Source organism: Vibrio sp. HS-50-1, assembly GCF_024747315.1.
In the GTDB taxonomy this organism is placed as follows: domain Bacteria; phylum Pseudomonadota; class Gammaproteobacteria; order Enterobacterales; family Vibrionaceae; genus Vibrio; species Vibrio diabolicus.
In genome coordinates, this window is the sequence record NZ_JAMPZF010000007.1 from 271,456 (window position 1) to 294,240 (window position 22,785).

Annotated in this window: 14 protein-coding genes; all 14 read left to right on the forward strand. The window is 45.7% G+C overall.

Going from position 1 to position 22,785, the window contains the following annotated elements; genetic code table 11:
* Window positions 1-11 precede the first annotated feature (11 nt).
* The 14 genes from hemL (at window position 12) to NDJ01_RS07070 (ending at window position 22,765) form a co-directional block, all read left to right on the forward strand.
* The gene (gene hemL, locus NDJ01_RS07005; protein ID WP_012841437.1) at window positions 12-1,307 is read left to right on the forward strand and encodes a glutamate-1-semialdehyde 2,1-aminomutase; all 1,296 of its coding nucleotides are present in this window, start codon (window positions 12-14) and stop codon (window positions 1,305-1,307) included.
* 346 nt (window positions 1,308-1,653) lie between these two features.
* The gene (locus NDJ01_RS07010) at window positions 1,654-2,739 is read left to right on the forward strand and encodes an AI-2E family transporter (RefSeq protein ID WP_048625951.1); all 1,086 of its coding nucleotides are present in this window, start codon (window positions 1,654-1,656) and stop codon (window positions 2,737-2,739) included.
* A 76-nt stretch (window positions 2,740-2,815) separates the two neighbouring features.
* Window positions 2,816-3,841, forward strand: a complete 1,026-nt coding sequence (rsmC, locus tag NDJ01_RS07015; RefSeq protein ID WP_005394693.1) for a 16S rRNA (guanine(1207)-N(2))-methyltransferase RsmC — start codon at window positions 2,816-2,818, stop codon at window positions 3,839-3,841.
* A 226-nt stretch (window positions 3,842-4,067) separates the two neighbouring features.
* Window positions 4,068-7,454 (forward strand): response regulator, encoded by a 3,387-nt coding sequence (locus tag NDJ01_RS07020; protein ID WP_258586482.1) that lies wholly within the window; start codon window positions 4,068-4,070, stop codon window positions 7,452-7,454.
* A gap of 778 nt (window positions 7,455-8,232) precedes the next feature.
* Window positions 8,233-9,915 carry an ABC transporter substrate-binding protein gene (locus tag NDJ01_RS07025; RefSeq protein WP_005394703.1) on the forward strand — a complete coding sequence of 561 codons (1,683 nt, stop codon included), beginning with the start codon at window positions 8,233-8,235 and terminating at the stop codon, window positions 9,913-9,915.
* Window positions 9,916-10,085: 170 nt separating this feature from the next.
* Window positions 10,086-11,072: an ABC transporter permease gene (locus tag NDJ01_RS07030; RefSeq protein WP_005394705.1), complete on the forward strand. Its 987-nt coding sequence runs from the start codon at window positions 10,086-10,088 to the stop codon at window positions 11,070-11,072.
* Between the two features lie 2 nt (window positions 11,073-11,074).
* Window positions 11,075-12,100: an ABC transporter permease gene (locus tag NDJ01_RS07035; protein WP_005394707.1), complete on the forward strand. Its 1,026-nt coding sequence runs from the start codon at window positions 11,075-11,077 to the stop codon at window positions 12,098-12,100.
* A 2-nt stretch (window positions 12,101-12,102) separates the two neighbouring features.
* A complete protein-coding gene (locus NDJ01_RS07040) occupies window positions 12,103-13,086 on the forward strand; it encodes an ABC transporter ATP-binding protein (protein ID WP_005394709.1) in 984 nt (327 codons plus the stop codon).
* Window positions 13,087-13,134: 48 nt separating this feature from the next.
* A complete protein-coding gene (locus NDJ01_RS07045) occupies window positions 13,135-14,130 on the forward strand; it encodes an ABC transporter ATP-binding protein (protein WP_005394711.1) in 996 nt (331 codons plus the stop codon).
* Between the two features lie 62 nt (window positions 14,131-14,192).
* Window positions 14,193-15,932 (forward strand): glycoside hydrolase family 9 protein, encoded by a 1,740-nt coding sequence (locus NDJ01_RS07050; protein ID WP_258586483.1) that lies wholly within the window; start codon window positions 14,193-14,195, stop codon window positions 15,930-15,932.
* 2 nt (window positions 15,933-15,934) lie between these two features.
* The gene (locus NDJ01_RS07055) at window positions 15,935-16,825 is read left to right on the forward strand and encodes an N-acetylglucosamine kinase (protein ID WP_114323607.1); all 891 of its coding nucleotides are present in this window, start codon (window positions 15,935-15,937) and stop codon (window positions 16,823-16,825) included.
* 8 nt (window positions 16,826-16,833) lie between these two features.
* Window positions 16,834-18,753, forward strand: coding sequence for a beta-N-acetylhexosaminidase (locus tag NDJ01_RS07060; RefSeq protein WP_258586484.1), 1,920 nt, complete (start codon window positions 16,834-16,836; stop codon window positions 18,751-18,753).
* Between the two features lie 84 nt (window positions 18,754-18,837).
* Complete coding sequence (locus tag NDJ01_RS07065) at window positions 18,838-21,246, forward strand: GH36-type glycosyl hydrolase domain-containing protein (RefSeq protein WP_258586485.1); 2,409 nt, start codon at window positions 18,838-18,840, stop codon at window positions 21,244-21,246.
* A gap of 106 nt (window positions 21,247-21,352) precedes the next feature.
* Window positions 21,353-22,765 carry a phosphoglucomutase/phosphomannomutase family protein gene (locus tag NDJ01_RS07070; RefSeq protein ID WP_258586486.1) on the forward strand — a complete coding sequence of 471 codons (1,413 nt, stop codon included), beginning with the start codon at window positions 21,353-21,355 and terminating at the stop codon, window positions 22,763-22,765.
* Window positions 22,766-22,785: the final 20 nt, after the last annotated feature.

Here is a 22,785-nt window from a genome sequence, read left to right on the forward strand (position 1 = left end):
AGGATAACCCCATGACCAAATCATCAGAGCTGTATCAAAAAGCTCAGCAAACCATCCCTGGCGGTGTCAATTCACCAGTTCGTGCATTCAACGGCGTTGGCGGCTCTCCGCTATTTATCGAACGAGCAGACGGTCCACTGATTTTTGATGCCGATGGTAAAGCGTACATTGATTACGTTGGCTCTTGGGGTCCAATGATTCTTGGCCACAACCACGCGGTTATCCGCGAAGCCGTCATTGACGCAGCGCAACGCGGCCTTAGCTTCGGCGCACCAACTGAACTTGAAATCGCGATGGCAGAGTTAGTTTCTGAACTTGTTCCATCAATGGAGCAAATCCGCATGGTAAGTTCTGGTACAGAAGCGACTATGAGCGCGATTCGCCTTGCACGTGGCTTCACTGGTCGCGACAAGATCATGAAGTTTGAAGGTTGTTACCATGGTCACGCAGACAGCTTACTAGTAAAAGCGGGCTCTGGTGCACTGACCCTTGGTCAACCAAGCTCTCCTGGCGTTCCAGCAGATTTTGCTAAGCACACGCTAACAGCAACATTCAACGACCTAGATTCTGTACGCGAGCTATTCGCTGCTAACAAAGGCGAAATCGCTTGTATCATCGTTGAGCCAGTTGCAGGCAACATGAACTGTATCCCACCAGTGGAAGGCTTCCACGAAGGTCTACGTGAAATCTGTGATCAAGAAGGCGCCCTACTGATTTTTGATGAAGTAATGACAGGCTTCCGCGTGGCACTTGGTGGCGCACAAGCGCACTACAACATCAAGCCAGACCTAACGACACTAGGTAAAGTGATCGGTGGTGGTATGCCAGTGGGTGCTTTCGGAGGTCGTAAAGAAGTAATGCAATACGTTGCGCCAACGGGTCCGGTTTACCAAGCGGGTACGCTTTCTGGCAACCCTGTCGCAATGGCTGCAGGCTATGCATGTTTGAACCTTCTAAAAGAAGAAGGCAACGAAAAACGCCTAGCTTCAAAAACCAAACAACTAGCAGATGGCTTTAAGTCTCTAGCAGAGAAACACGGTATTCCTCTGGTTGTGAACCAAGTGGGCGGCATGTTCGGCTTCTTCTTCACTGACCAAGAAAAAGTGACTTGCTACGAAGACGTAACGAAGTGCGATGTGGAACGCTTCAAGCGCTTCTTCCACTTAATGCTCAAACACGGTGTCTACCTAGCGCCTTCAGCGTTCGAAGCGAGCTTTACTTCCCTTGCTCACGGTTCAAAAGAAATCGATGCCACGCTAGAAGCGGCTGACCGCTGTTTTGCAACTCTTGCAGAAGAAGCAAAATAATCGCTTAAAAGCTGCGATAACTAATTTAAAAAAGGACCATCACGGTCCTTTTTTATTGCCAATTCAATATAACCAATACTGCTAAAACACCAATAACAATGCCAAACCACGGTATTCGTTTGGCTTTTTTCTCGGTTTGACACTTTTTATCACCGTTGCAACAACCCATAGTTCATCTCTTGATTGATAACCGACTGATTTGTGGTCATTATAACAAGGTATATTGCTCTGCTCTAATTCGGCATTGTCATAAGCTTGAAAGAGTTAAGAGTGCAAAGTAATAAAGGTTCAACGCCATCTTTGAAGGCGCAAACCGTAAACGTCACCTGTAAGTTGGACTAATCTCATGCCAAATAATGTAAAAATAACGTCGAGTCACCGAGTACTAATGGTCGCTTTACTCGCCGCTGCTTTTGCTTGCTACTTATTGGTTGAGCCATACATCAATTCCATTGTGATGGCTTTTATCATTTCTTTGCTCATGTTTCCGGTACACGAATGGTTTGAGCGAAAAATTCCCAAGCACCCCAATATGGCCGCACTGCTGTCATGTGTCGTCTTGACGTTTATTATCGTTATCCCACTGCTATTTGTGTTTGCAGCCATTGTTCAACAAGGCTCTGTTTTTTCACAAAATACGTACAACTGGGTCACTAATGGCGGCATCCAAGATATATTTCAACACCCTTTTGTTATCAAAGGTTTAGCTATAGTTAATGAGTACTTACCTTTCGATAAAATCGAGCCCAAAGCCATTGCGGAAAAAATTGGTCAATTTGCTACATCGTTTGGCTCTAACTTAGTTGCTATCAGCGCAAAGATTTTAGGAGACGCCACCAACTTCCTAATGAACTTCTTCCTCATGCTGTTTGTGCTGTTTTTTCTACTTCGTGATCACGACAAAATTATCTCTGCGATTCGTCATATTCTGCCACTCTCACGTAGCCAGGAAGACCGTATATTGACAGAGATAGAGCAGGTTTCTAAATCAGCCGTGATGGGCTCATTCATGACAGCGATTGCACAGGGTCTGGCTGGCGGTATCGGTATGTGGCTCGCTGGTTTCCCGGGGTTATTCTGGGGAACGATGATGGGCTTTGCATCATTCATCCCTGTGGTCGGAACCGCACTAATCTGGATTCCTGCAGCGGCGTACTTGTTCTTAACAGGCGATATGACTTGGGCTATCTTCTTGACTGTGTGGAGTGTGGTCGTCGTTGGTTCTATTGATAACCTATTGCGTCCGCTGCTAATGCAAGGCAGCGCAGGCATGAATACCCTAATGATTTTCTTCTCGTTACTGGGTGGTCTGCATCTATTCGGATTGATCGGCCTGATTTACGGTCCACTGATTTTTGCCGTGACAATGGTACTGTTTAATATCTACGAAGAAGAATTCAAAGACTTCCTCAACCAGCAAGACAACAGCTAGTCACAGCTTAATCACTTCAAGCTTGGGGCAGATTGTGCGAAAATCTGCCCCAAATTATTTCTGATGAACCCAATTTATGTCTGCTTATATCGCTCCTAGCCAAATAGCTCAGCGTCAGCTCGAGTACTTCAACGGAAAACATGTTTTAGTTGCAGGTGAAGTCGAAGATCTCTTTCCACTTGAACTGACCAAACACTGTGAATCTGTAGAAGTCTTCACATCAAACTACAGCTTCTACCGTCAAATTCGCACTCATAACAAGGTTAAAAGCCATTTTGGTTCTGAGTTTAATACTGAGACACAAGCAGACATGGTGCTTTTGTACTGGCCTAAAGCCAAAGCCGAAGCCGAATACCTTCTGGCGATGTTGATGGCGAAACTAGGCGTGAACACTGAAATTGTAGTGGTTGGCGAAAACCGCTCAGGTGTTAAAAGCATCGAGAAGATGTTCAAAGAGTATGGCCCGGTCAATAAATACGATTCCGCTCGTCGCTGTTCATTTTACTGGGGCACTTGCCTCAATGAACCAAAGCCGTTCAATCAAGCAGACTGGTTTAAAACCTATACGGTCACACTTGGTGAGCAATCACTGACTGTTAAGAGTTTGCCTGGAGTATTCAGTCATGGCGAATTCGATTTAGGTAGCCGCCTATTACTCGAAACCTTACCTACTCTATCAGGTAAAGTCCTCGACTTTGGATGTGGTGCTGGGGTGTTAGGTGCTTTCATGGCAAAAGCCAATCCAGAAATTGCGATTGAGATGTGTGACATTAACGCGTATGCCATCACATCGAGTCAAGCCACACTAAAAGCCAATGGATTAACCGGCCATGTATTCGCCTCTGATATTTACTCAGACACTGCCGACGATTATCGTTTTATCATCAGTAACCCACCTTTCCACAGTGGTTTAGATACGAACTACAACGCAGCAGAAACACTCTTGGGTCAGGCTCCAAAGTATCTCGATAACCATGGTGAAATGATCATTGTCGCGAATAGCTTCTTAAAATATCCACCAATTATTGAGCGGGCGTTTAATAATTGCGAGACGCTAAATAAGACCAATAAGTTTTCTATCTACTACGCGAAAAAGTCATAATCTTCCCTCGCGCAGGTACAAACCTGCGCGATTTTTTCTCAAAAACTCAACACTCATAAGAAAAACTGCGTCACCCTGCACGCTTTACAACTAACTTTCTTGTCAAAGAAAAAAAACTCGTTAATTTTGTTAATTCTATCTAGTTGAACATCTTATCCGTTTTTAACGAGAACCTCGGCAGCGAAGTACATTTTAGAACTGCCCTTTATGAGTTGTAATCTTATCCATGTTTAAATTCTACAAAAAACAGAAATTTAAGCGCCTTCAGAGTACACTGATGACCGCATTTCTGGTGCTCAGTATCACACCTCTTACTATTACTGCGATCTTTTTCCTACAGTCCCACAGTAAAGATCTGCAAGAACAAAGCACCTCACACTTATTGTCTGTTCGAGATACAAAACAACAGCAAATTATCGACTACTTTGAGGCGCGGGAAACCGAAGTCATGGGCTTTGTGCGCTCTGAACTGGCTTACGCCAGTGGTGGTCGATTCTACGGTCTCGTCAATGCTTTTAGTCGTTTAGGTAATGACATTGAAGAATCTCGTAAAAATGCCCAACAGCGCTACATTGAAGGCAGCGGAGATCAAATCAAAACGTCAACGTTACCCGAGTCTTCCAACTATGTCGGAAGTGAACGTTACCGACTCTTACATAAACGTTACCACTGGGCCTACTTGGAGCTCCTCAAGCGCTCTGATTTTAATGATATTTTGCTGGTCGATATCAACGGTAATGTCACCTACTCGATCAACAAAGACGATAACTACGGAACAAACTTATTATCAGGCCCCTACAAAGACTCAGCACTTGGCAAAACCTTCAAGCGTCTAGCTGATGACGTCACTGAACGCCGTAAGGTGAATGAAGACTACACCCCTGTGATTGTGTCTGATTTCGAACTGGAAGGTGGTAAACAAGTCGCTTGGTTAGGTGCTCCAATTGTTCAGCAAGGCTACCTACACAGCTATGCTATGTTCCGCTTACCAAATAATGGCATCACGAAGTTAGCCGCAGACGCCAACCGAGAGTCATCCATTAACACCTTACTGGTTGGAAATGATCACCAACCTCGCACAATTAACACCAAGCAAGATGACATTAAGAACAGCTTAGAAGTGATCGATAAAGCACTCTCTGGTGCATTTGGCGTCGGCACTTACACGAACGGTTTAGGTGAAGAGATCATCGCTGCTTATGCACCGATTGAAACGCGTGGTGTTATTTGGGCACTCGTCGTGCAATTACCAGAAAACGAAGCTTTCGCTCGTATTCATCAACTAGAAAAACTGTTTGTTATCGCCATGCTGATCGCCATCATTCTAGTGGTAATCGCTTCCCATTATTTATCAAACTTTATTACTTCTCCGTTGCTGAAGTTAACTTGGGCTGCCGAAAAAGTGTCTGCCGGAGATCTTGATGACACCACCTTTAATACGGTTCGCAAAGATGAAATTGGCCGTCTTGCGCTGAGTTTTGAACGAATGCAGCGCTCTATTCGAGAGAAAATTCAAACCATTAAGAAGCAAAATGAAGAGCTCGAGAGCAACATACAGATCATTCAAAAACAAAATGATGAACTGCAATTGGCCGACAAACTTAAAGATGAGTTCTTAGCCACCACTTCTCATGAACTTCGCACACCATTGCATGGCATGGTCGGAATCGCTGAGACCTTAGCGTCCGGCGCTAACGGTGCTATCCCTGCTAGCCAAAAATATCAGCTTGATATCATCATTAAAAGTGGGCAACGTCTCGCAAACCTTGTTGATGACTTATTGGATTATCATAAAATGCGTTACGGAAGCATGGATATCCAGAAGTCAGCGGTGAGTTTAGCCAGTGCAACGCGACTGGTACTAGAGCTTTCCAGTCATTTACTCGGAAATAAAACCATCCGTATCATCAACCAAGTACCAGCGGACTTGAAAGCGGTGTCTGCCGATCCTCAACGCCTTGAACAAGTGTTATATAACCTGATCGGTAATGCGATTAAGTACACCTCAGAAGGTAAAATCGTTATCTCCGCCAATGTGGTTGATGATCATGTTCGTGTGCAAGTTGTGGATACTGGGCAAGGTATTCCCGCAGAACATCTTGAACATATTTTCGAACCACTTATCCAAGCAGGACAAGACGCAAGTCGCTATCGTCAAGGTGCAGGGCTCGGGCTTTCGATTAGCCGTCAATTGATTGAGTTGATGGGTGGCTCGTTATACGTCAGCAGCCAGCCTATGGTCGGCACCACCTTCAGTTTCACGTTACCACTTGCCAGTGAAGAAGAGATCCAAACAACTCAAACCCTTGCAGCGCACGGACACTTCCAGATTCCTGAAATCGATGTAGAGAACAATGAAGACTTATCACTGCCAGAGAATCCAGACGGCCCGTTATTGTATGTCGCTGACGATGAGCCAGTAAACCTGCGTGTGCTTGAGAGCTTCTTACGTTTAGAGGGCTATCGCGTACGTACCGTCTCTGATGGACCAGAAACATTAGCACTCGTTGAGCAGGAAAAACCGGAACTCCTATTATTGGATATCATGATGCCAGGCATGAGCGGCTATCAAGTCTGCAGTGAATTACGTGAAATTTATGACCATGCCGAGCTACCTATCATTATGCTAACCGCGCTTAGTCAAACAGAAGATCGTGTACGAGGCTTTGAAGCAGGAGCCAACGACTATTTATCTAAGCCATTCAATAAACAAGAGCTAGCTGCGCGCATCCAAGCGCACTTAACGGCAAGCCAAGCTGAAATGCGCCACATGGAGAATAAGATACTTGAATCTGAACTTCGCCAACGAGCGGCTGTAGAGGCAAGCTTATTAGAAACTCAAGGGCGATTGTTGGAACAACTGGAATCGGCTCCTGAAGCGATTATCTGTTTGCGTGAAGATAAACGTATCCGGTTTGCTAATGAAGCTGCTTGCAAGCTATTCAAGCGTAACTTAGAACAATTAAAACGTTCATCTGCCGATGAGTTGATTGCACCTAAGTATCTGACCGTCAAACAACCTCATTACTGTGGCAAGATTGATATCTATATTGAAGATATTCGTCAAAACATCGAAGCAGACATTCTTAAACTACCTGAAGGCTCAGGCTTAGATGTCATGTATATCTTTAATGTTGGCGGAGGAGCCAATGCCGCTCGCATACACAACCTAGAAACCGCAGTAGAGGTGCTTTCAAGTTATGCTTTTGATGGCGATAAAGACCAGCTGCAGAAGCTGAAAGAACTCGGTGGAGAGTTTACACGCCTTGCAGACAAAGCGCTTGGTAACAAAAAAGACAAACAAGAGCTAATGCGAGAAATTCTGGTCGACGCAATGACACATGCCTTAGAGTATTGGGAGTCAGTCACTGGTGAAAGTAAATTCGCATTTGCCGAACAAAGTGGCTTATGGCGCGTTTATCTTGACCGTAGCACTCTGCAAACACGCACTTTGGATAAATACATGCGTATAGAAACGCTGCCAAAAACGCCACGTTGGAGAACGGTATTGAGCTCGATAGAATTCATCCTTGAACACTGTAAAGAACAGAGTCCTGAGCGTGCGTACATAGAAGCTCAACGAGATAAACTACAGCGACTGTTGACCAGCTAATACCTATCAAAAAACTAGCCCAGCGCATACGCTGGGCTTTTTATTATCCAAGCCTTCTCTTTCTCTAAAGACGAACAAGACAGCGACTCTCTACCGTTACCACATTAAAATGCCGAATAAGCCTCTGGACAAAGTTGTTCATGGTAGGCATTCCAAACATACGCTTCTATCGATATAACTTACCCAAACTAGGTTGAGTCGAGCGAATAAAACACTTCATTTTCACAATAAAAAAAGAGCAACAAATGAGAAAAAAACTGTCGATAAAAGAGACTATTTTTCAGATAACAAACGGTTTTTAACCAACAATTGACAGAGATTGCGAACTCAATCACAACAGAACGGCAGATTAATTTTTAGCTAATTAATTAACACATTTTCTGCATGTGAGCGAGATCTCCGAACCAGGAAGAGAATTAGAAGGCTTTTATTTTAAATAGATTATAGGTTAGCAATTACTAACACTCACTATTGACAAGGATATAAACTGCGACGCATATCAACGTTTATTTTTTGGTCTATCTCTAGTCAAAATTAGCCAAAATAACGTTTATAACGGAGAGTGACGATATTTTAACGTTTTTAACGAGAATCGAGTTTGATTATTTTATGGATAAGGTGTTTTCTTACTCCTGCCTAAGGCCTACAGGCCACTCTTGGCGAAACTCAATGTTGTAATGAGTAATGCATAAACAAGAGGTAGGTCTTAGAGAGTGTTTATCAATTGATGACATTCAATTCCATTTAGTGAAATGAAAGCAAATAGTAAGGAACAGCTATGCTTGCCAATATTAAAAAAACAGCACTAGCAACAGCAATTATTGCAACGGCTACTACAGGTTTTGCATCGGTAGCTACTGCGGCTGAACGCAGTGAACTGACTATCCACCCTAAAGAGTTTACAACTTTCGTTCGTAACTTTAACCCTTTCTTGGGTGCAACTAACCTGCACACAACAACCGACTTTATTTACGAGCCGCTCGTTGTTTTTAACGAAATGCACGGTAACACGCCAGTATTTCGTCTAGCAGAAAACTTTACCATGGCTGATGACCTAATGAGCGTGACCTTCGATATTCGTAAGGGCGTAAAATGGTCTGACGGCAAAGCGTTTACCGCTGATGACGTAGTTTATTCTTTCAACTTAGTTAAAGAGAAACCAGAGCTAGACCAGTCTGGTATCAACTCTTGGGTAACTGGCGTAGAGAAAGTTAACGACTACAAAGTTAAATTCCGTCTAAGCGAAGCAAACTCAAACGTTCCTTACGAAATTGCGAAAGTACCAGTTGTACCTAAGCACGTATGGAGCAAAGTGAAAGATCCAGCAACATTCACAAACGAAAATCCTGTAGGTAGTGGTCCATTTACCGAAATCGACACTTTTACACCGCAACTATACATTCAGTGTGAGAACCCGAATTACTGGGATGCTGATAACCTAGATGTAGACTGTCTACGAGTGCCACAAATCGCGAACAACGACCAATTCTTGGGCAAAATCGTTAACGGCGAAATGGACTGGACATCTTCATTCGTACCAGACATCGACCGCACTTACGCTGCAGCAAGTCCGAATCACCACTACTGGTACCCACCAGCGGGTACTCAAGCGTTTGTAGTGAACTTCAAAAACCCAGACGCGGCGAAAAACGAAGCACTTACTAACGTTGACTTCCGTCGTGCGTTCTCTATGGCGCTAGACCGTCAAACGATTATCGACATTGCATTCTACGGTGGCGGTACAGTAAATGACTTCGCTTCAGGTCTAGGCTACGCATTCGAAGCTTGGTCTGACGAAGAGACGCACAACAAGTACAAAGGTTACAACACATACAACGCCGAAGGTGCGAAAAAGCTTCTTGCTAAAGCAGGCTTCAAAGATGTAAACAAAGATGGCTTTGTAGATACACCATCTGGCAAGTCTTTCGAGCTTCTCATTCAATCGCCAAACGGTTGGACTGACTTTAACAACACTGTACAACTAGCTGTTGAGCAACTAGCAGAAGTCGGCATTAAAGCACGTGCTCGTACTCCAGATTTCTCGGTATACAACCAAGCAATGCTAGAAGGTACATACGACGTTGCTTACACCAACTACTTCCACGGTGCGGATCCACACTTGTACTGGGACAGCGGCTACAACTCGAAGCTACAGTCTGGTGACGGTATGCCTCGCTTTGCAATGCACTTCTACAAGAACGATAAGTTAGACGGTCTTCTTAACAGCTTCTACAAAACCGCTGATAAGCAAGAACAGCTAGAAATCGCTCATGGTATCCAGAAGATTATTGCTCAGGACCAAGTAACCATTCCTGTGCTATCTGGCGCGTACATGTATCAATACAACACAACTCGCTTCACTGGTTGGTGGAACGAAGAAAATCCTAAGGGCCGTCCAAACATTTGGGCTGGTATCCCAGAGCGTCTACTTCACGTGCTGGACCTAAAACCAGTTAAATAAGTAGAAGTTCATTTCAAGCGGCATACATCCCGTGTGCCGCCTATAAAAATCCCTTGTTAACGAAACCAATATGTGGCGCTCGTCGTCAGGGGATTTTTCGCTCTAAATTTCGCTAGGAGCGACCTGAAACCAGAAACAGGGAAAAAATCTGGGTGAGTAAGGTGTGAGTTATGGGTTATTTTTTAAGACGTTTGTCGTTCTATCTTGTCGCGCTCTTAGTTGCAGCGACGTTAAACTTTATTATTCCGCGAGCAATGCCTGGTGACCCAGTTACCATGATGTTTGCTAACGCTTCTGTACAGGTGACGCCAGAACGAATCGCAGCAATGAAAGAACTGCTCGGTTTCGTTGATGGGCCGATTTACATTCAGTACTTTTCGTACATTAAAAACATTCTAAGTTGGGAGCTAGGTACATCAATCCAGTTCTACCCTCTTTCAGTTAACTCTTTACTAGGTAGTGCATTTGGCTGGTCTCTCTTCCTAGCTGGTACTGCGGTTGTACTTTCTTTCTCAATCGCTTCTGTACTCGGCATTTTTGCCGCATGGAAGCGTGGTAGTAAGTACGATGCATTCGTAACGCCTGGTACATTGATCATTCAAGCTATCCCACAGATGGTTATCGCAATGTTAGCGCTGTTTACCTTTGCGATTGGCCTAAAATGGTTCCCATCTGGCTATGCTTACACGCCAGGTACTATCCCTGATTGGTCAAGCTGGGAGTTCATCAAAAACGTGGGTTACCACGCAGTACTGCCTCTATTCTGTGCAACCATCGTTCAGATCGGCGGCTTCCTCGTCAATATGCGTAACAACATGATCAACCTTCTCGCCGAAGACTACATCACGATGGCGAAAGGCAAAGGGCTGAGCGAGAACCGTGTCGTCTTCAATTACGCCGCACGTAACGCGCTACTTCCAAGTGTAACCGCGCTATCTATGTCTTTGGGTATGGCCATTGGTGGTCAATTGATCATCGAGATGATTTTCAACTACCCAGGTTTAGGCACCGTGCTACTTAACGCAATTCACGCTCGTGACTACCAAGTACTTCAAGGTCAGTTAATTATCATGACGATGTTCATGCTGTGCTTCAACTTAATGGCTGACATGCTGTACATGATTCTAGACCCTCGCCTACGTACGGGAGGCAAATAATCATGAAAGAACTATTCAAACTTATTTTAGGTAACTCATTCGCTCGAATCGGTCTTGGTATTGTTACCGTATTCGTATTCGTTGCGATCGCAGCTCCTTTACTTACGAAACATGCGCCAGACAAGCGAACCGGTAATCCACACGAATACCCTAGCTTTGTCGTAAAACAAGCGCAAAATAATCCTGATGGCTGGGTAGCTAAAAATCTAGCAGATGATCGTCGTACGCTGATTATGTCGAAAAAGGCTGATCACGTTCTGGGGACTTCACGTATGGGTCGTGATATTTGGTCACAAGTGGCTTACGGTGCTCGCGTATCGCTAGGTGTCGGCTTTGGTGCTGGCATCATCGTATGTTTCCTAGCGACGGTCATTGGTATCTCGGCAGGTTACTTCGGCGGCAAAGTGGATGACATATTGAGTGCAGCGATGAACATCATGCTGGTAATCCCTCAATACCCATTGCTCTTTGTACTGGCAGCCTTTATTGGCGAAGCAGGTCCACTCACCATTGCCTTGATTATCGCTGGTACCTCTTGGGCGTGGGGCGCACGTGTTGTCCGTTCTCAAACCATGGCTCTGCGCGAGAAAGAGTTTGTGAAAGCCGCTGAAGTATTGGGCGAGTCTTCATTCCGCATCATCTTCGTTGAAATTTTACCAAACCTAATCCCGATTGTCGGTGCAAGCTTCATCGGCTCAGTAATGCTCGCTATCAATACTGAGGCTGTAATCTCGTTCTTGGGCCTGGGCGATGCCAACACCATCAGTTGGGGCATCATGCTCTACAACGTGCAAACCTCATCAGCAATGTTGATTGGCGCATGGTGGGAAGTCTTAGCACCTTGTATCGCCTTAACTCTTTTGGTGACCGGTCTTGCTCTACTTAACTTTGCCGTTGATGAAATTGCTAACCCACAGCTTCGTTCTCACAAAGGCATGAAACGCTGGAAGAAACTGGCAGAGAAAGACAAGAAAGAGCGCGCGCCTGAAATGGCACCACAAAATGCACTATGGAGCGGAGATAAATAATCATGACTGCACCACTAATTTCTATCCGTAACCTATGCGTAGATTACATCACAGATGCGGGCGATGTCCGCGCCTGTAACAACGTTAGCTTTGACATTGCGCCAGGTGAAGTCTTTGGCCTGGCAGGTGAATCTGGCTGTGGTAAATCCACAGTTGCTTTCTCGCTCATGCGTCTTCATAAGCCGCCAGCATTCATCACTGGTGGTGAGGTCATCTTCAACGGTGAAGACATCATTAAGTACAGCGATGAACGTATGCAATCATTCCGCTGGAGCGAGATGTCGATGGTGTTCCAAAGTGCTATGAACGCATTAAATCCGGTGCTTACGATGGAAGAGCAGTTTTGCGATGTCATCATGCGCCACACCAACATGACACGTGAACAAGCGAAAAAGCGCGCCGAAGGATTGTTGGAAATCGTTGATATTCATCCAAGCCGCTTGAATGACTACCCACACCAATTTTCTGGTGGTATGCGCCAGCGCTTAGTCATTGCGATTGCTCTGGCTCTCAATCCAAAGATGATCATCATGGATGAGCCAACGACGGCACTCGATGTTGTGGTTCAGCGTGAAATCTTACAAAAAATCTATGCTCTGAAAGAAGAGTTCGGCTTCTCGATCCTTTTCATCACTCACGACTTGTCACTCATGGTCGAGTTCTCGGATCGAATCGGCATTATGTACTCCGGTGAGTTAATTGAAGTCGCCCCTTCTAAGCAAATTCTGGAAAGTCCTTACCACCCTTACACCAAAGGTTTGGGTAGCTCTTTCCCTCCACTAACTGGTCCTAAAACCAAATTAACTGGTATTCCAGGCAACCCTTTGAATCTATTAGAGATTCCTCAAGGCTGCCGATTCCAAGCTCGCTGCGACCGCGTCCACGAAGCTTGTACACGAGTACCAACTCAGCTGCGTCAAATTGAACCTGGTCGTTTTTCAAATTGCCACTTATACGGCGACACGATTGCTCAAGCTAAGGTTTAACAACAAAAAATAACGCTAGCTAAGAACAAAATTACACTGGAGAGAATTATGAGCAAACAACTCGGCGAACTGCTGATTGAGGGTAAACATGTCGTTAAGGACTTCCCTTTAAATAGTAACTCAATCAAGCAGTCAAAAATGCGCGCGATCAACGACGTGTCATTCAAGATGTACAAGAGCCGCGGTTTGTCAGTAGTAGGTGAATCAGGCTCTGGTAAATCTACTACCGCTAAAATGATAGCTAAAATGTACGCCCCTACAGAGGGTGTGATCGAATACAGAGGTCGTGATATCCAAGATATTACCTCTCGACATGACTTGATGACATACCGTGAAGGCGTACAAATGGTATGGCAGGACCCATTTGGCTCACTAAACCCTACACACAATATCTTTCACCACATTGCTCGCCCGTTGCTGATCCATAAAAAGATTGCACCAGGCAACAAAAAGGAGCTGGAAGAGCGTGTGTATGACCTACTAGAACAAGTTGGTCTGATTCCGCCAAAAGAAACCGCGCAAAAGTTCCCACATCAGCTGTCTGGCGGTCAGCGTCAACGTGTAAACCTAGCTCGTAATATCGCTGTAGGTGCAGAAGTGGTATTGGCAGATGAGCCAACATCAATGCTGGACGTGTCAATTCGTGCTGGTGTTTTGAACTTGATGGAAGAGATGAAGTTCGAGAAACAAATGTCTCTGCTTTACATCACTCACGACATCGCAACGGCGCGTTACATTGCTGAAGATCTCGCGGTTATGTACGTAGGTCACATGGTTGAATGGGGGGATACTGAGGAAATCATTCACGATCCTCAACACCCATATACGCAACTGTTGGTATCTGCTGTGCCTGATCCATCGAAGTCTATTCACGAGAAGCTGAAAGGCAACAAAGGGGAAATCCCACTTTGGACACCGGATTCAGTCGGCTGTCCATTTGCAGGACGCTGCGTACACGCAACCGATAAATGTCGCGAACGACTACCGGGCGTCACTCAGCTTTCTGAGAACCACTTTGTTCGCTGTTACTTATTTGAAGATTAATTATAACGAGGGTCAGGTTCAGCCTGACCCATTCCTGTTTTATCGTTTCCCGGAGACATTGAATGCTGCTACTGACTAACCACATTGGTTATGAACATCTGGGCCCAAAGAAAGCCATTGTCCAGACCGAACAACCACACTTGTCTTCTTACACTGCCCAATTGATTTGTGCCACTAGCGAGCAAACCGTGGCAACTTTTGCGGTTGAAGAACAGGGTAAAGTGGCGAACTGGCATCAGGGCTATTTCTACCTCATCGACTTTTCACCTTTCACAGATTCAGGCGACTATTTCCTGCAAGTGGAAGATACGCGCTCTTCCTCTTTCACCATTGGCGAACATATTCTGTTGGATCAAACTTTGTCGGATGTGATCCACTACTTCAAATCACAACGTTGTGGTGGAATTTTCGATCAACAAGATCGACAAGTTCCAGTGCTCAACGCCAACCAAACGGTTGATGTACACGGAGGCTGGTACGACGCATCTGGAGACGTTAGCAAATATTTAAGTCATCTTTCATACGCTAATTATTTGAACCCTCAACAAACCCCAATGGTGGTTTGGAACATCCTAAAAGGGCTTTCATTACTTGAAGGAAGCGAAGACATTGCAGCCTTCACACGTACACGCCTTATTGAAGAAGCCCTGTTCGGTGCAGACTTCCTTGTTCGTATGCAAAACGAAAAAGGCTTCTTCTACATGACGGTCTTTGATAAGTGGAGCAAAGATACTGCGCAACGAGAAATCTGTGCCTACGAAACGCAACTTGGTCACAAATTTGATGACTACCAAGCAGGCTTTCGACAAGGTGGCGGTGTCGCCATCGCAGCGCTGGCCGCGGCGTCGCGTTTAGGTGTTCACGGCGAATACGATCAACAGAAATACCGCAACGCTGCTGAAAATGGTTACTGGCACTTAAAAGAGCACAATACGCAGTACCTCAATGATGGTGAAGAAAACATTATCGACGAATACTGTGCGCTACTAGCTAGTGTAGAACTGTTTAAAGCCACCAAAGAAACTCGCTACTTGGAAGAGAGCCGTTGGTGGACACAACGCTTAGTTGCCCGCCAAATGAGCGACGAGCAGATTCAACACTTTTGGTCAGCAAACCAAGACGGCAGTCGTCCATACTTTCACGCTGCCGAAGCAGGTCTACCCGTTATTGCCCTATGCGAATACCTAGCAATTGAAGACGACTCCGTACAGACAGAATCGGTAAAACGCATCGTTAACCGAGCGTGTGAATTTGAGATCAAAATATCGAATAAAGTGACCAACCCATTCGGTTACCCTCGCCAGTATGTTAAAGGCGTAAATGAGTCAAAACGCGATGCATTTTTTGTCGCACACAACAATGAATCCGGCTATTGGTGGCAAGGCGAGAATGCTCGATTGGGCTCACTCGCGACCATGGCGTATCTTGCTCAACCGCATATAGCGTCGCAAGAAATACAGCAACAACTTTCCGTGTTTGCTCAAGATGCATTGAACTGGATTGTAGGCTTAAACCCATACGACATGTGCATGCTTGATGGCCACGGTCGTAACAACCCTGATTACCTTCCTCAATATGGTTTCTTCAACGCTAAAGGCGGTGTGTGTAACGGAATCACTGGCGGCTTTGAAGACGAGGAAGACATCGCATTTAACCCACCAGCACAAAAAGACGACATGTTACAAAACTGGCGCTGGGGCGAACAATGGATCCCGCATGGCGCTTGGTACTTACTCGCGATAATGAGTCAAGCTCAGCATATTTCTCAGTTGGCAACCTCTAAAAATATTAAGGAACAATAATCATGGGGATGTATTTTGTTGGTATCGATGGTGGCGGCACGTCATGTCGAGCCAGGATTAAAGATTCACAAGGTAATTTTCTTGGCGAGGCCAAAAGCGGCAGCGCCAACATAATGCTAGGCGCTGAAATTGCAATGGCTTCGATTCTTGAATCCATCACTTCAGCTGCCGAGCAAGGCGGCCTGACACAACAAGATTTCGCATCGATGCACGTCGGCTTAGCCCTTGCAGGTGCTGAGCACAAAGCATCTTGGCAAGCCTTCATGTCTCTTCCTCATCCGTTTGCCAGTATGACTCTTAATACTGATGCTTACGGCGCGTGCGTTGGTGCACACAATGGCGAAGATGGCGCAATCATGATCGCAGGAACAGGCTCTTGTGGCATCTATCTTAAAGGATTGGAGCAGCACGTTGTCGGTGGTCGCGAATTCCCGATTTCGGATCAAGGTGGCGGCGCAGTGATGGGGCTTCGCCTAGTTCAACAAGTTTTGTTAGCAGAAGATGGCATCAGAGAGAAAACGCCTCTAGCACAACACGTCATGGCGCATTTCGAAAATGACGTTGATAACGTGGTGGCTTGGTCTAAACAAGCGCTTCCTCGTGATTATGGCCAGTTTTCTCCTGCAATTTTCCAACATGCAGAACAAGGTGATGCACTGGCAATTGAGATGCTGAAGCAAACTGCAGCTGATATAGAAATGTTTCTCGTGGCATTAAACAAGCGCGGCGCAACGCGTATTTGTTTAATGGGCAGCATTGCTGAACGTATTTTACGTTGGCTTTCGCCACCCGTTCAGCAATGGGTTGTTGAACCACAGTTTGACGCGATTGAAGGCGCAATTATGTTTGCAGGGAAGCCTGAACATAACCTTTACTCGCTCAATGCGGCGTAGGAGTAGATATGGAATATCGTGTTGATCTCGTCGTCCTATCAGAGCAAAAGCAAAACTGCCGTTTTGGACTGACTTTCCATAACTTGAGCGATCAAGATCTCCACAATTGGAGCCTGATTTTTGCTTTTGATCGCTACATTCTGCCGGATAGTATTTCGAATGGTCAGCTCAAGCAAATTGGCAGCTACTGCACCCTCAAACCAGAAGGGTTGGTGCTGGCAGCTAACCATCATTTTTACTGCGAGTTCAGTATTGGTTCGAACCCATTCCGTTACTATTCTGATGGATTCAATGAAGCCTTGGTCAACTTTGAAGTCAACGGCAACCTTCAGCGAGCTCAAGTCGATGTCACGCCGATCGTATTGGCTTCACCGTACCGTGAACGTAGTGAGATCCCTTCCAGCTTGACGCATGCACAGCCTTTATTGCCAAAACCAAACCATATAGAAGTCAGCGATCACTGCTTTAGCTTTAATCATCACGCTGGCGTTGCGGTTTATTCAAACCTAGCCAATGCAGCTAAAGAGTGGTTACTTGAAGAGCTTAAGCGCATTCATCAATTTGAGTTCGCGTCAGACAATGGCAGTCAGATCATCTTCAAAGGCAACCCAACCTTGGATGAAGGCGCTTACAAGCTGAAGGTAGCAGAAGAGTCGATCAAAATTGAAGCTGGCTCTACGTCTGGTTTTACCCATGCTTGTGCAACGTTATTGCAACTGATCAAAGTTGGCGATCAACCAGCCTCAATGGAAGTGGTTTGCTGTTCAATCAAAGACCGACCACGTTTTCGCTACCGCGGAATGATGCTAGATTGTGCTCGTCATTTTCACTCCGTTGAGCAAGTCAAACGTTTGATCAACCAGTTGGCTCACTACAAGTTCAATACATTCCATTGGCATCTTACCGATGATGAAGGTTGGCGAATTGAGATCAAATCATTGCCTCAACTAACCGATATTGGCGCATGGCGTGGGTTGGATGAAACCAATGAGCCACAGTACACGCACCTTGCTGAGCGTTACGGCGGTTTTTACACTCAAGAAGACATCAAAGACGTGGTTGCCTTTGCTTCGAAACGAGGCATCACTGTAATCCCTGAAATCGATGTACCAGGCCACTGCCGAGCTGCCATCAAGTCGTTACCACACCTATTGGTAGAAGCAGAAGACACCACCGAATACCGCAGCATTCAGCATTACAACGACAACGTCATTAACCCAGCTCTGCCGGGGAGCTATGAGTTTATCGATAAAGTGTTGGAAGACGTCTCCGCGTTGTTCCCTGCCCCTTATGTTCATATCGGTGCGGATGAAGTACCTAACGGCGTATGGTCAAAAAGCCCTGCGTGCCAAGCACTAATGGAACAACTGGGTTACAGCGACTACAAAGAGTTACAAGGGCACTTCTTGCGTCATGCAGAAGACAAACTGCGCAAACTTGGCAAGCGCATGCTGGGTTGGGAAGAAGCACAGCATGGCGACAAAGTCAGCAAAGACACAGTGATCTATTCGTGGTTAAGCGAAGAAGCGGCGTTGAACTGCGCGCGCCAAGGTTTCGATGTGGTGCTACAACCGGCACAAACCACCTACCTAGATATGACCCAAGATTACGCACCAGAGGAACCGGGCGTTGATTGGGCTAACCCGTTGCCGCTAGAAAAAGCTTACAACTATGAACCACTCGCTGAAGTGCCAGCTGACGATCCAATACGTAAACGCATTTGGGGCATTCAAACAGCATTGTGGTGCGAAATCATCAACAACCAGTCTCGTATGGACTACATGGTCTTCCCACGCTTAACCGCAATGGCAGAAGCATGTTGGACAGACAAACAACACCGAGACTGGACCGACTATTTATCACGCTTGAAAGGCCATCTACCTCTGCTTGATTTGCAGGGAGTGAATTACCGTAAACCGTGGAAGTAATACAAAACTGATGTCGAAACATCACGCTTGAAGAGTTTTTAAATTTTGGCTGCAGATGCAGCTTAGTAAAAAGGAAAGACACAAATGAAATACGGCTATTTCGATAACGAGAATCGTGAATACGTCATTACTCGCCCTGATGTACCTGCTCCTTGGACCAACTACCTAGGTACAGAAAAATTCTGTACCGTTATCTCGCACAACGCGGGTGGCTACTCGTTCTACAACTCTCCAGAATACAACCGTGTTACTAAATTCCGTCCAAACGCGACATTCGATCGCCCAGGACACTACGTTTACCTACGTGATGATGAGACGGGTGATTACTGGTCAATCTCTTGGCAACCAGTCGCCAAAAGCCTAGACGAAGCGAACTACGAAGTTCGTCATGGTTTGTCGTACTCTAAATTCAAGTGTAAATACAGCGGCATTAGCGCAACCAAAACGCTCTTTGTACCAAAAGGCGAAGACGCTGAAATCTGGGATGTAGTGATTAAAAACACCTCAGATAAGCCACGTACGATCAGTGCATTCTCATTTGTTGAGTTCTCATTCAGCCACATTCAATCTGATAACCAAAACCACCAGATGTCTCTCTACTCTGCTGGTACGTCATACAACGAAGGTGTGATTGAATACGACCTGTACTACAACACTAACGATTTCGAAGGCTTCTACTACCTAGCATCAACGTTTGATCCAGATTCATACGACGGTCAACGTGATAGCTTCCTAGGTCTATACCGCGACGAAGCAAGCCCACTAGCAGTAGAACAAGGTAAGTGTTTTAACACCGCACAAACGTGTTACAACCACTGTGGCTCTCTGCACAAGCAATTTACTATCCAACCAGGAGAAGAAGTTCGCTTTGCTTACATTTTAGGTATCGGTAAAGGCAACGGTGAGCGTCTACGTGCTAAGTACCAAGACCTTGCAGAAGTCGATAATGCATTTGCGGGTATCAAAGCACACTGGGATGAGCGTTGTGGCAAGTTCCAAGTGAAATCACCAAACGAAGGTCTAGACACCATGATCAACGCTTGGACGTTATACCAAGCGGAAACTTGTGTGGTGTGGTCTCGTTTTGCTTCATTCATTGAGGTCGGCGGGCGTACTGGTCTTGGTTACCGCGATACGGCGCAAGATGCAATCTCAGTTCCTCACGCGAACCCGAAAATGACTCGTAAGCGCATCGTTGATCTACTTCGTGGTCAAGTAAAAGCGGGTTACGGCCTACACCTATTCGATCCTGATTGGTTCGATCCTGAAAAAGCAGATGTTAAACCATCTAAGTCTCCAACAGTTGTTCCTACTCCGTCCGATGAAGATAAGATCCACGGTATTGAAGACACTTGCTCTGATGATCACCTATGGCTAGTACCAACCATCTGTAAATACGTGATGGAAACCGGTGAGCACAGTTTCTTCGACGAAGTGATTCCTTACGCGGATGGTGGTGATGCAACCGTGTATGACCACATGAAAGCTGCGCTAGACTTCTCTGCTGAATACGTGGGTCAAACGGGCATCTGTAAAGGTCTACGTGCCGACTGGAACGACTGTCTAAACCTAGGTGGCGGCGAGTCTTCAATGGTGTCTTTCCTGCACTTCTGGGCGCTACAAGAGTTCATCGACCTTGCAAAATACCTAGGCAAAGACGCTGACGTTGAGAAGTACACCGAGATGGCGGCAAACGTGCGTGAAGCGTGTGAAACACACCTTTGGGACGAAGAAGGCGGCTGGTATATCCGTGGTCTAACGAAAAATGGCGACAAGATCGGTACTGCGCAGCAAAAAGAAGGTCGTGTACACCTTGAGTCAAACACGCTAGCGGTTCTGTCTGGCGCGGTTTCTCAAGAGCGCGGTGAAAAGGCAATGGACGCGGTCGACGAGAACCTCTTCTCAGAGTACGGCCTTCACCTAAACTCACCATCTTTTGCAACACCGAATGATGATATCGGCTTCGTAACTCGCGTTTACCAAGGCGTAAAAGAGAACGGTGCAATCTTCTCGCATCCAAACCCATGGGCTTGGGTAGCTGAAGCGAAACTGGGTCGTGGTGACCGTGCAATGAAATTCTACGATGCACTAAACCCATACAACCAGAACGACATCATCGAAAAACGTATTGCAGAACCATACTCATACGTTCAGTTCATTATGGGTCGTGACCACCAAGACCACGGTCGTGCAAACCACCCATGGTTAACAGGTACATCTGGCTGGGCTTACTTCGCTGTTACCAACTTTATCCTTGGTGTGCGTACCGGCTTCGATGGTCTGACTATCGATCCATGTATCCCAACGGACTGGCCGGGCTTCGAAGTGACTCGCCAATGGCTAGGTGCAACTTACAACATCAAAGTCGTTAACCCAGACTCAGTAAGCAAAGGCGTGAAGTCGATTACTGTGAACGGTAAAGCAGTAAATGGTGCCTCTGTACCAGTTCAAGCGGAAGGTTCAGTAAACGAAGTGATCGTAACACTAGGTTAATCGCTTAAAAATGCCCCAATGCACTTTTGCTCTTTAGCTTGTGCATTGGGCTCGCTAGCAAAATTTTAAGGCGCGGTGTATTGCCGCCCTTATTGAGGTTCGAATCATGATCAAATTTGGTACAGGCGGTTGGCGCGCATTCATCGGTGAAGAATTCACTAAAGATAATGTTCGTTTGGTTGCTCAAGCAGTTGCAAACATTACGAATAACGAATCTGTTGCTGATCGCGGCTTTGTCATTGGCTATGACCGACGTTTTCTGTCTGACAAAGCTGGCCGTTGGTTTGCCGAAGTTTTAGCAGCAAACGGCATCGTCGTTAGCTTTATCGATAAGTTTGTTCCAACGCCTATCGTAATGTTTAAAGCGAAGGAAATGGGCTGCGCTTACTCTGCATGTATTACGGCATCGCACAACCCGGCCGATTACAACGGCATTAAAGTCTTCATTGAAGGCGGTCGTGATGCAGATGAAATCATCACCCAGAAAATCGAATCACAAATCAATACGCTCACTGCACAAGATGTAAAAAGTGTCGATTTTGAACAAGCGGTTGAAGATAAGCTGATTCAAATTATCAACCCGATGAACGAATTCGTAGATTCGATAATTAACTTTATTGATATCGAGTCGATCAAAAAAGCCAACCTACGCGTTTTGATTGACCCGATGTTCGGTGTCGCAAAAAATGCACTGCAAACCGTATTAATCAACGGCCGCTGTGACGTTGATGTGATTAACGATGGAAAAAACCCAGACTTCGGTGGGTTAATGCCTTCGCCAAGTGCTGCAACACTCTACCGTTTGATGCACCTAGTAAAAGAGCAAGGTTACGATATTGGCATCGGTACCGATGGCGATGCGGACCGTCTTGGTATTATTGACGAAAAAGGTAACTTCATTCATCCGAATGAAGTCCTGATTCTACTTTATTATTACTTATTGGAGTACAAAGGTTGGACAGGTTCCGTGGTACGTAACATCGCGACGACTCATCTTCTCGATAAAATTGCTGAAGACCACGGTGAAAAATGCTTTGAGGTACCAGTAGGCTTTAAGCACATCAGTTCTCAAATGGAAGCGGATGACTCACTGATTGGTGGGGAAAGCTCTGGCGGCCTAACCATTCGTGGCCACATCAAAGGTAAAGATGGCGTCTTCGCGTCTAGCTTGTTAGTTGAAATGATTTCAGTAACCGGCAAGAAGCTGTCTGAGTTGCTAGATGAAATCTACGGTAAGTACGGCTATGCCTACATGGCAGAAGGCGATTGCAAGTTTAAACCGGCGCAAAAAGACGCACTGTTCAACAAAATTTATGTTGAAAAGCAGTTGCCTGAGTTTGAGTTTGAAATCGAAAAAGTCAGCTATGAAGATGGTGCGAAAGTGTACTTCAAGAATGGTGGTTGGATCATCGCGCGCTTCTCTGGTACTGAGCCGTTACTACGTATTTTTGCAGAAATGCAAGATAAGGACACTGCGGAACGTGTTCTTCAACAGTTTAAAGACTTCTTATCTTTATAACTGACCTTGTGCCCGCTTCG

What these genes read in the sequence shown, in the direction of transcription:
- hemL (WP_012841437.1), top strand. Translation starts at nt 12, where the DNA reads ATGACCAAATCATCAGAGCTGTATCAAAAAGCTCAGCAAACCATCCCT.
- NDJ01_RS07010 (WP_048625951.1), top strand. Translation starts at nt 1,654, where the DNA reads ATGCCAAATAATGTAAAAATAACGTCGAGTCACCGAGTACTAATGGTC.
- rsmC (WP_005394693.1), top strand. Translation starts at nt 2,816, where the DNA reads ATGTCTGCTTATATCGCTCCTAGCCAAATAGCTCAGCGTCAGCTCGAG.
- NDJ01_RS07020 (WP_258586482.1), top strand. Translation starts at nt 4,068, where the DNA reads ATGTTTAAATTCTACAAAAAACAGAAATTTAAGCGCCTTCAGAGTACA.
- NDJ01_RS07025 (WP_005394703.1), top strand. Translation starts at nt 8,233, where the DNA reads ATGCTTGCCAATATTAAAAAAACAGCACTAGCAACAGCAATTATTGCA.
- NDJ01_RS07030 (WP_005394705.1), top strand. Translation starts at nt 10,086, where the DNA reads ATGGGTTATTTTTTAAGACGTTTGTCGTTCTATCTTGTCGCGCTCTTA.
- NDJ01_RS07035 (WP_005394707.1), top strand. Translation starts at nt 11,075, where the DNA reads ATGAAAGAACTATTCAAACTTATTTTAGGTAACTCATTCGCTCGAATC.
- NDJ01_RS07040 (WP_005394709.1), top strand. Translation starts at nt 12,103, where the DNA reads ATGACTGCACCACTAATTTCTATCCGTAACCTATGCGTAGATTACATC.
- NDJ01_RS07045 (WP_005394711.1), top strand. Translation starts at nt 13,135, where the DNA reads ATGAGCAAACAACTCGGCGAACTGCTGATTGAGGGTAAACATGTCGTT.
- NDJ01_RS07050 (WP_258586483.1), top strand. Translation starts at nt 14,193, where the DNA reads ATGCTGCTACTGACTAACCACATTGGTTATGAACATCTGGGCCCAAAG.
- NDJ01_RS07055 (WP_114323607.1), top strand. Translation starts at nt 15,935, where the DNA reads ATGGGGATGTATTTTGTTGGTATCGATGGTGGCGGCACGTCATGTCGA.
- NDJ01_RS07060 (WP_258586484.1), top strand. Translation starts at nt 16,834, where the DNA reads ATGGAATATCGTGTTGATCTCGTCGTCCTATCAGAGCAAAAGCAAAAC.
- NDJ01_RS07065 (WP_258586485.1), top strand. Translation starts at nt 18,838, where the DNA reads ATGAAATACGGCTATTTCGATAACGAGAATCGTGAATACGTCATTACT.
- NDJ01_RS07070 (WP_258586486.1), top strand. Translation starts at nt 21,353, where the DNA reads ATGATCAAATTTGGTACAGGCGGTTGGCGCGCATTCATCGGTGAAGAA.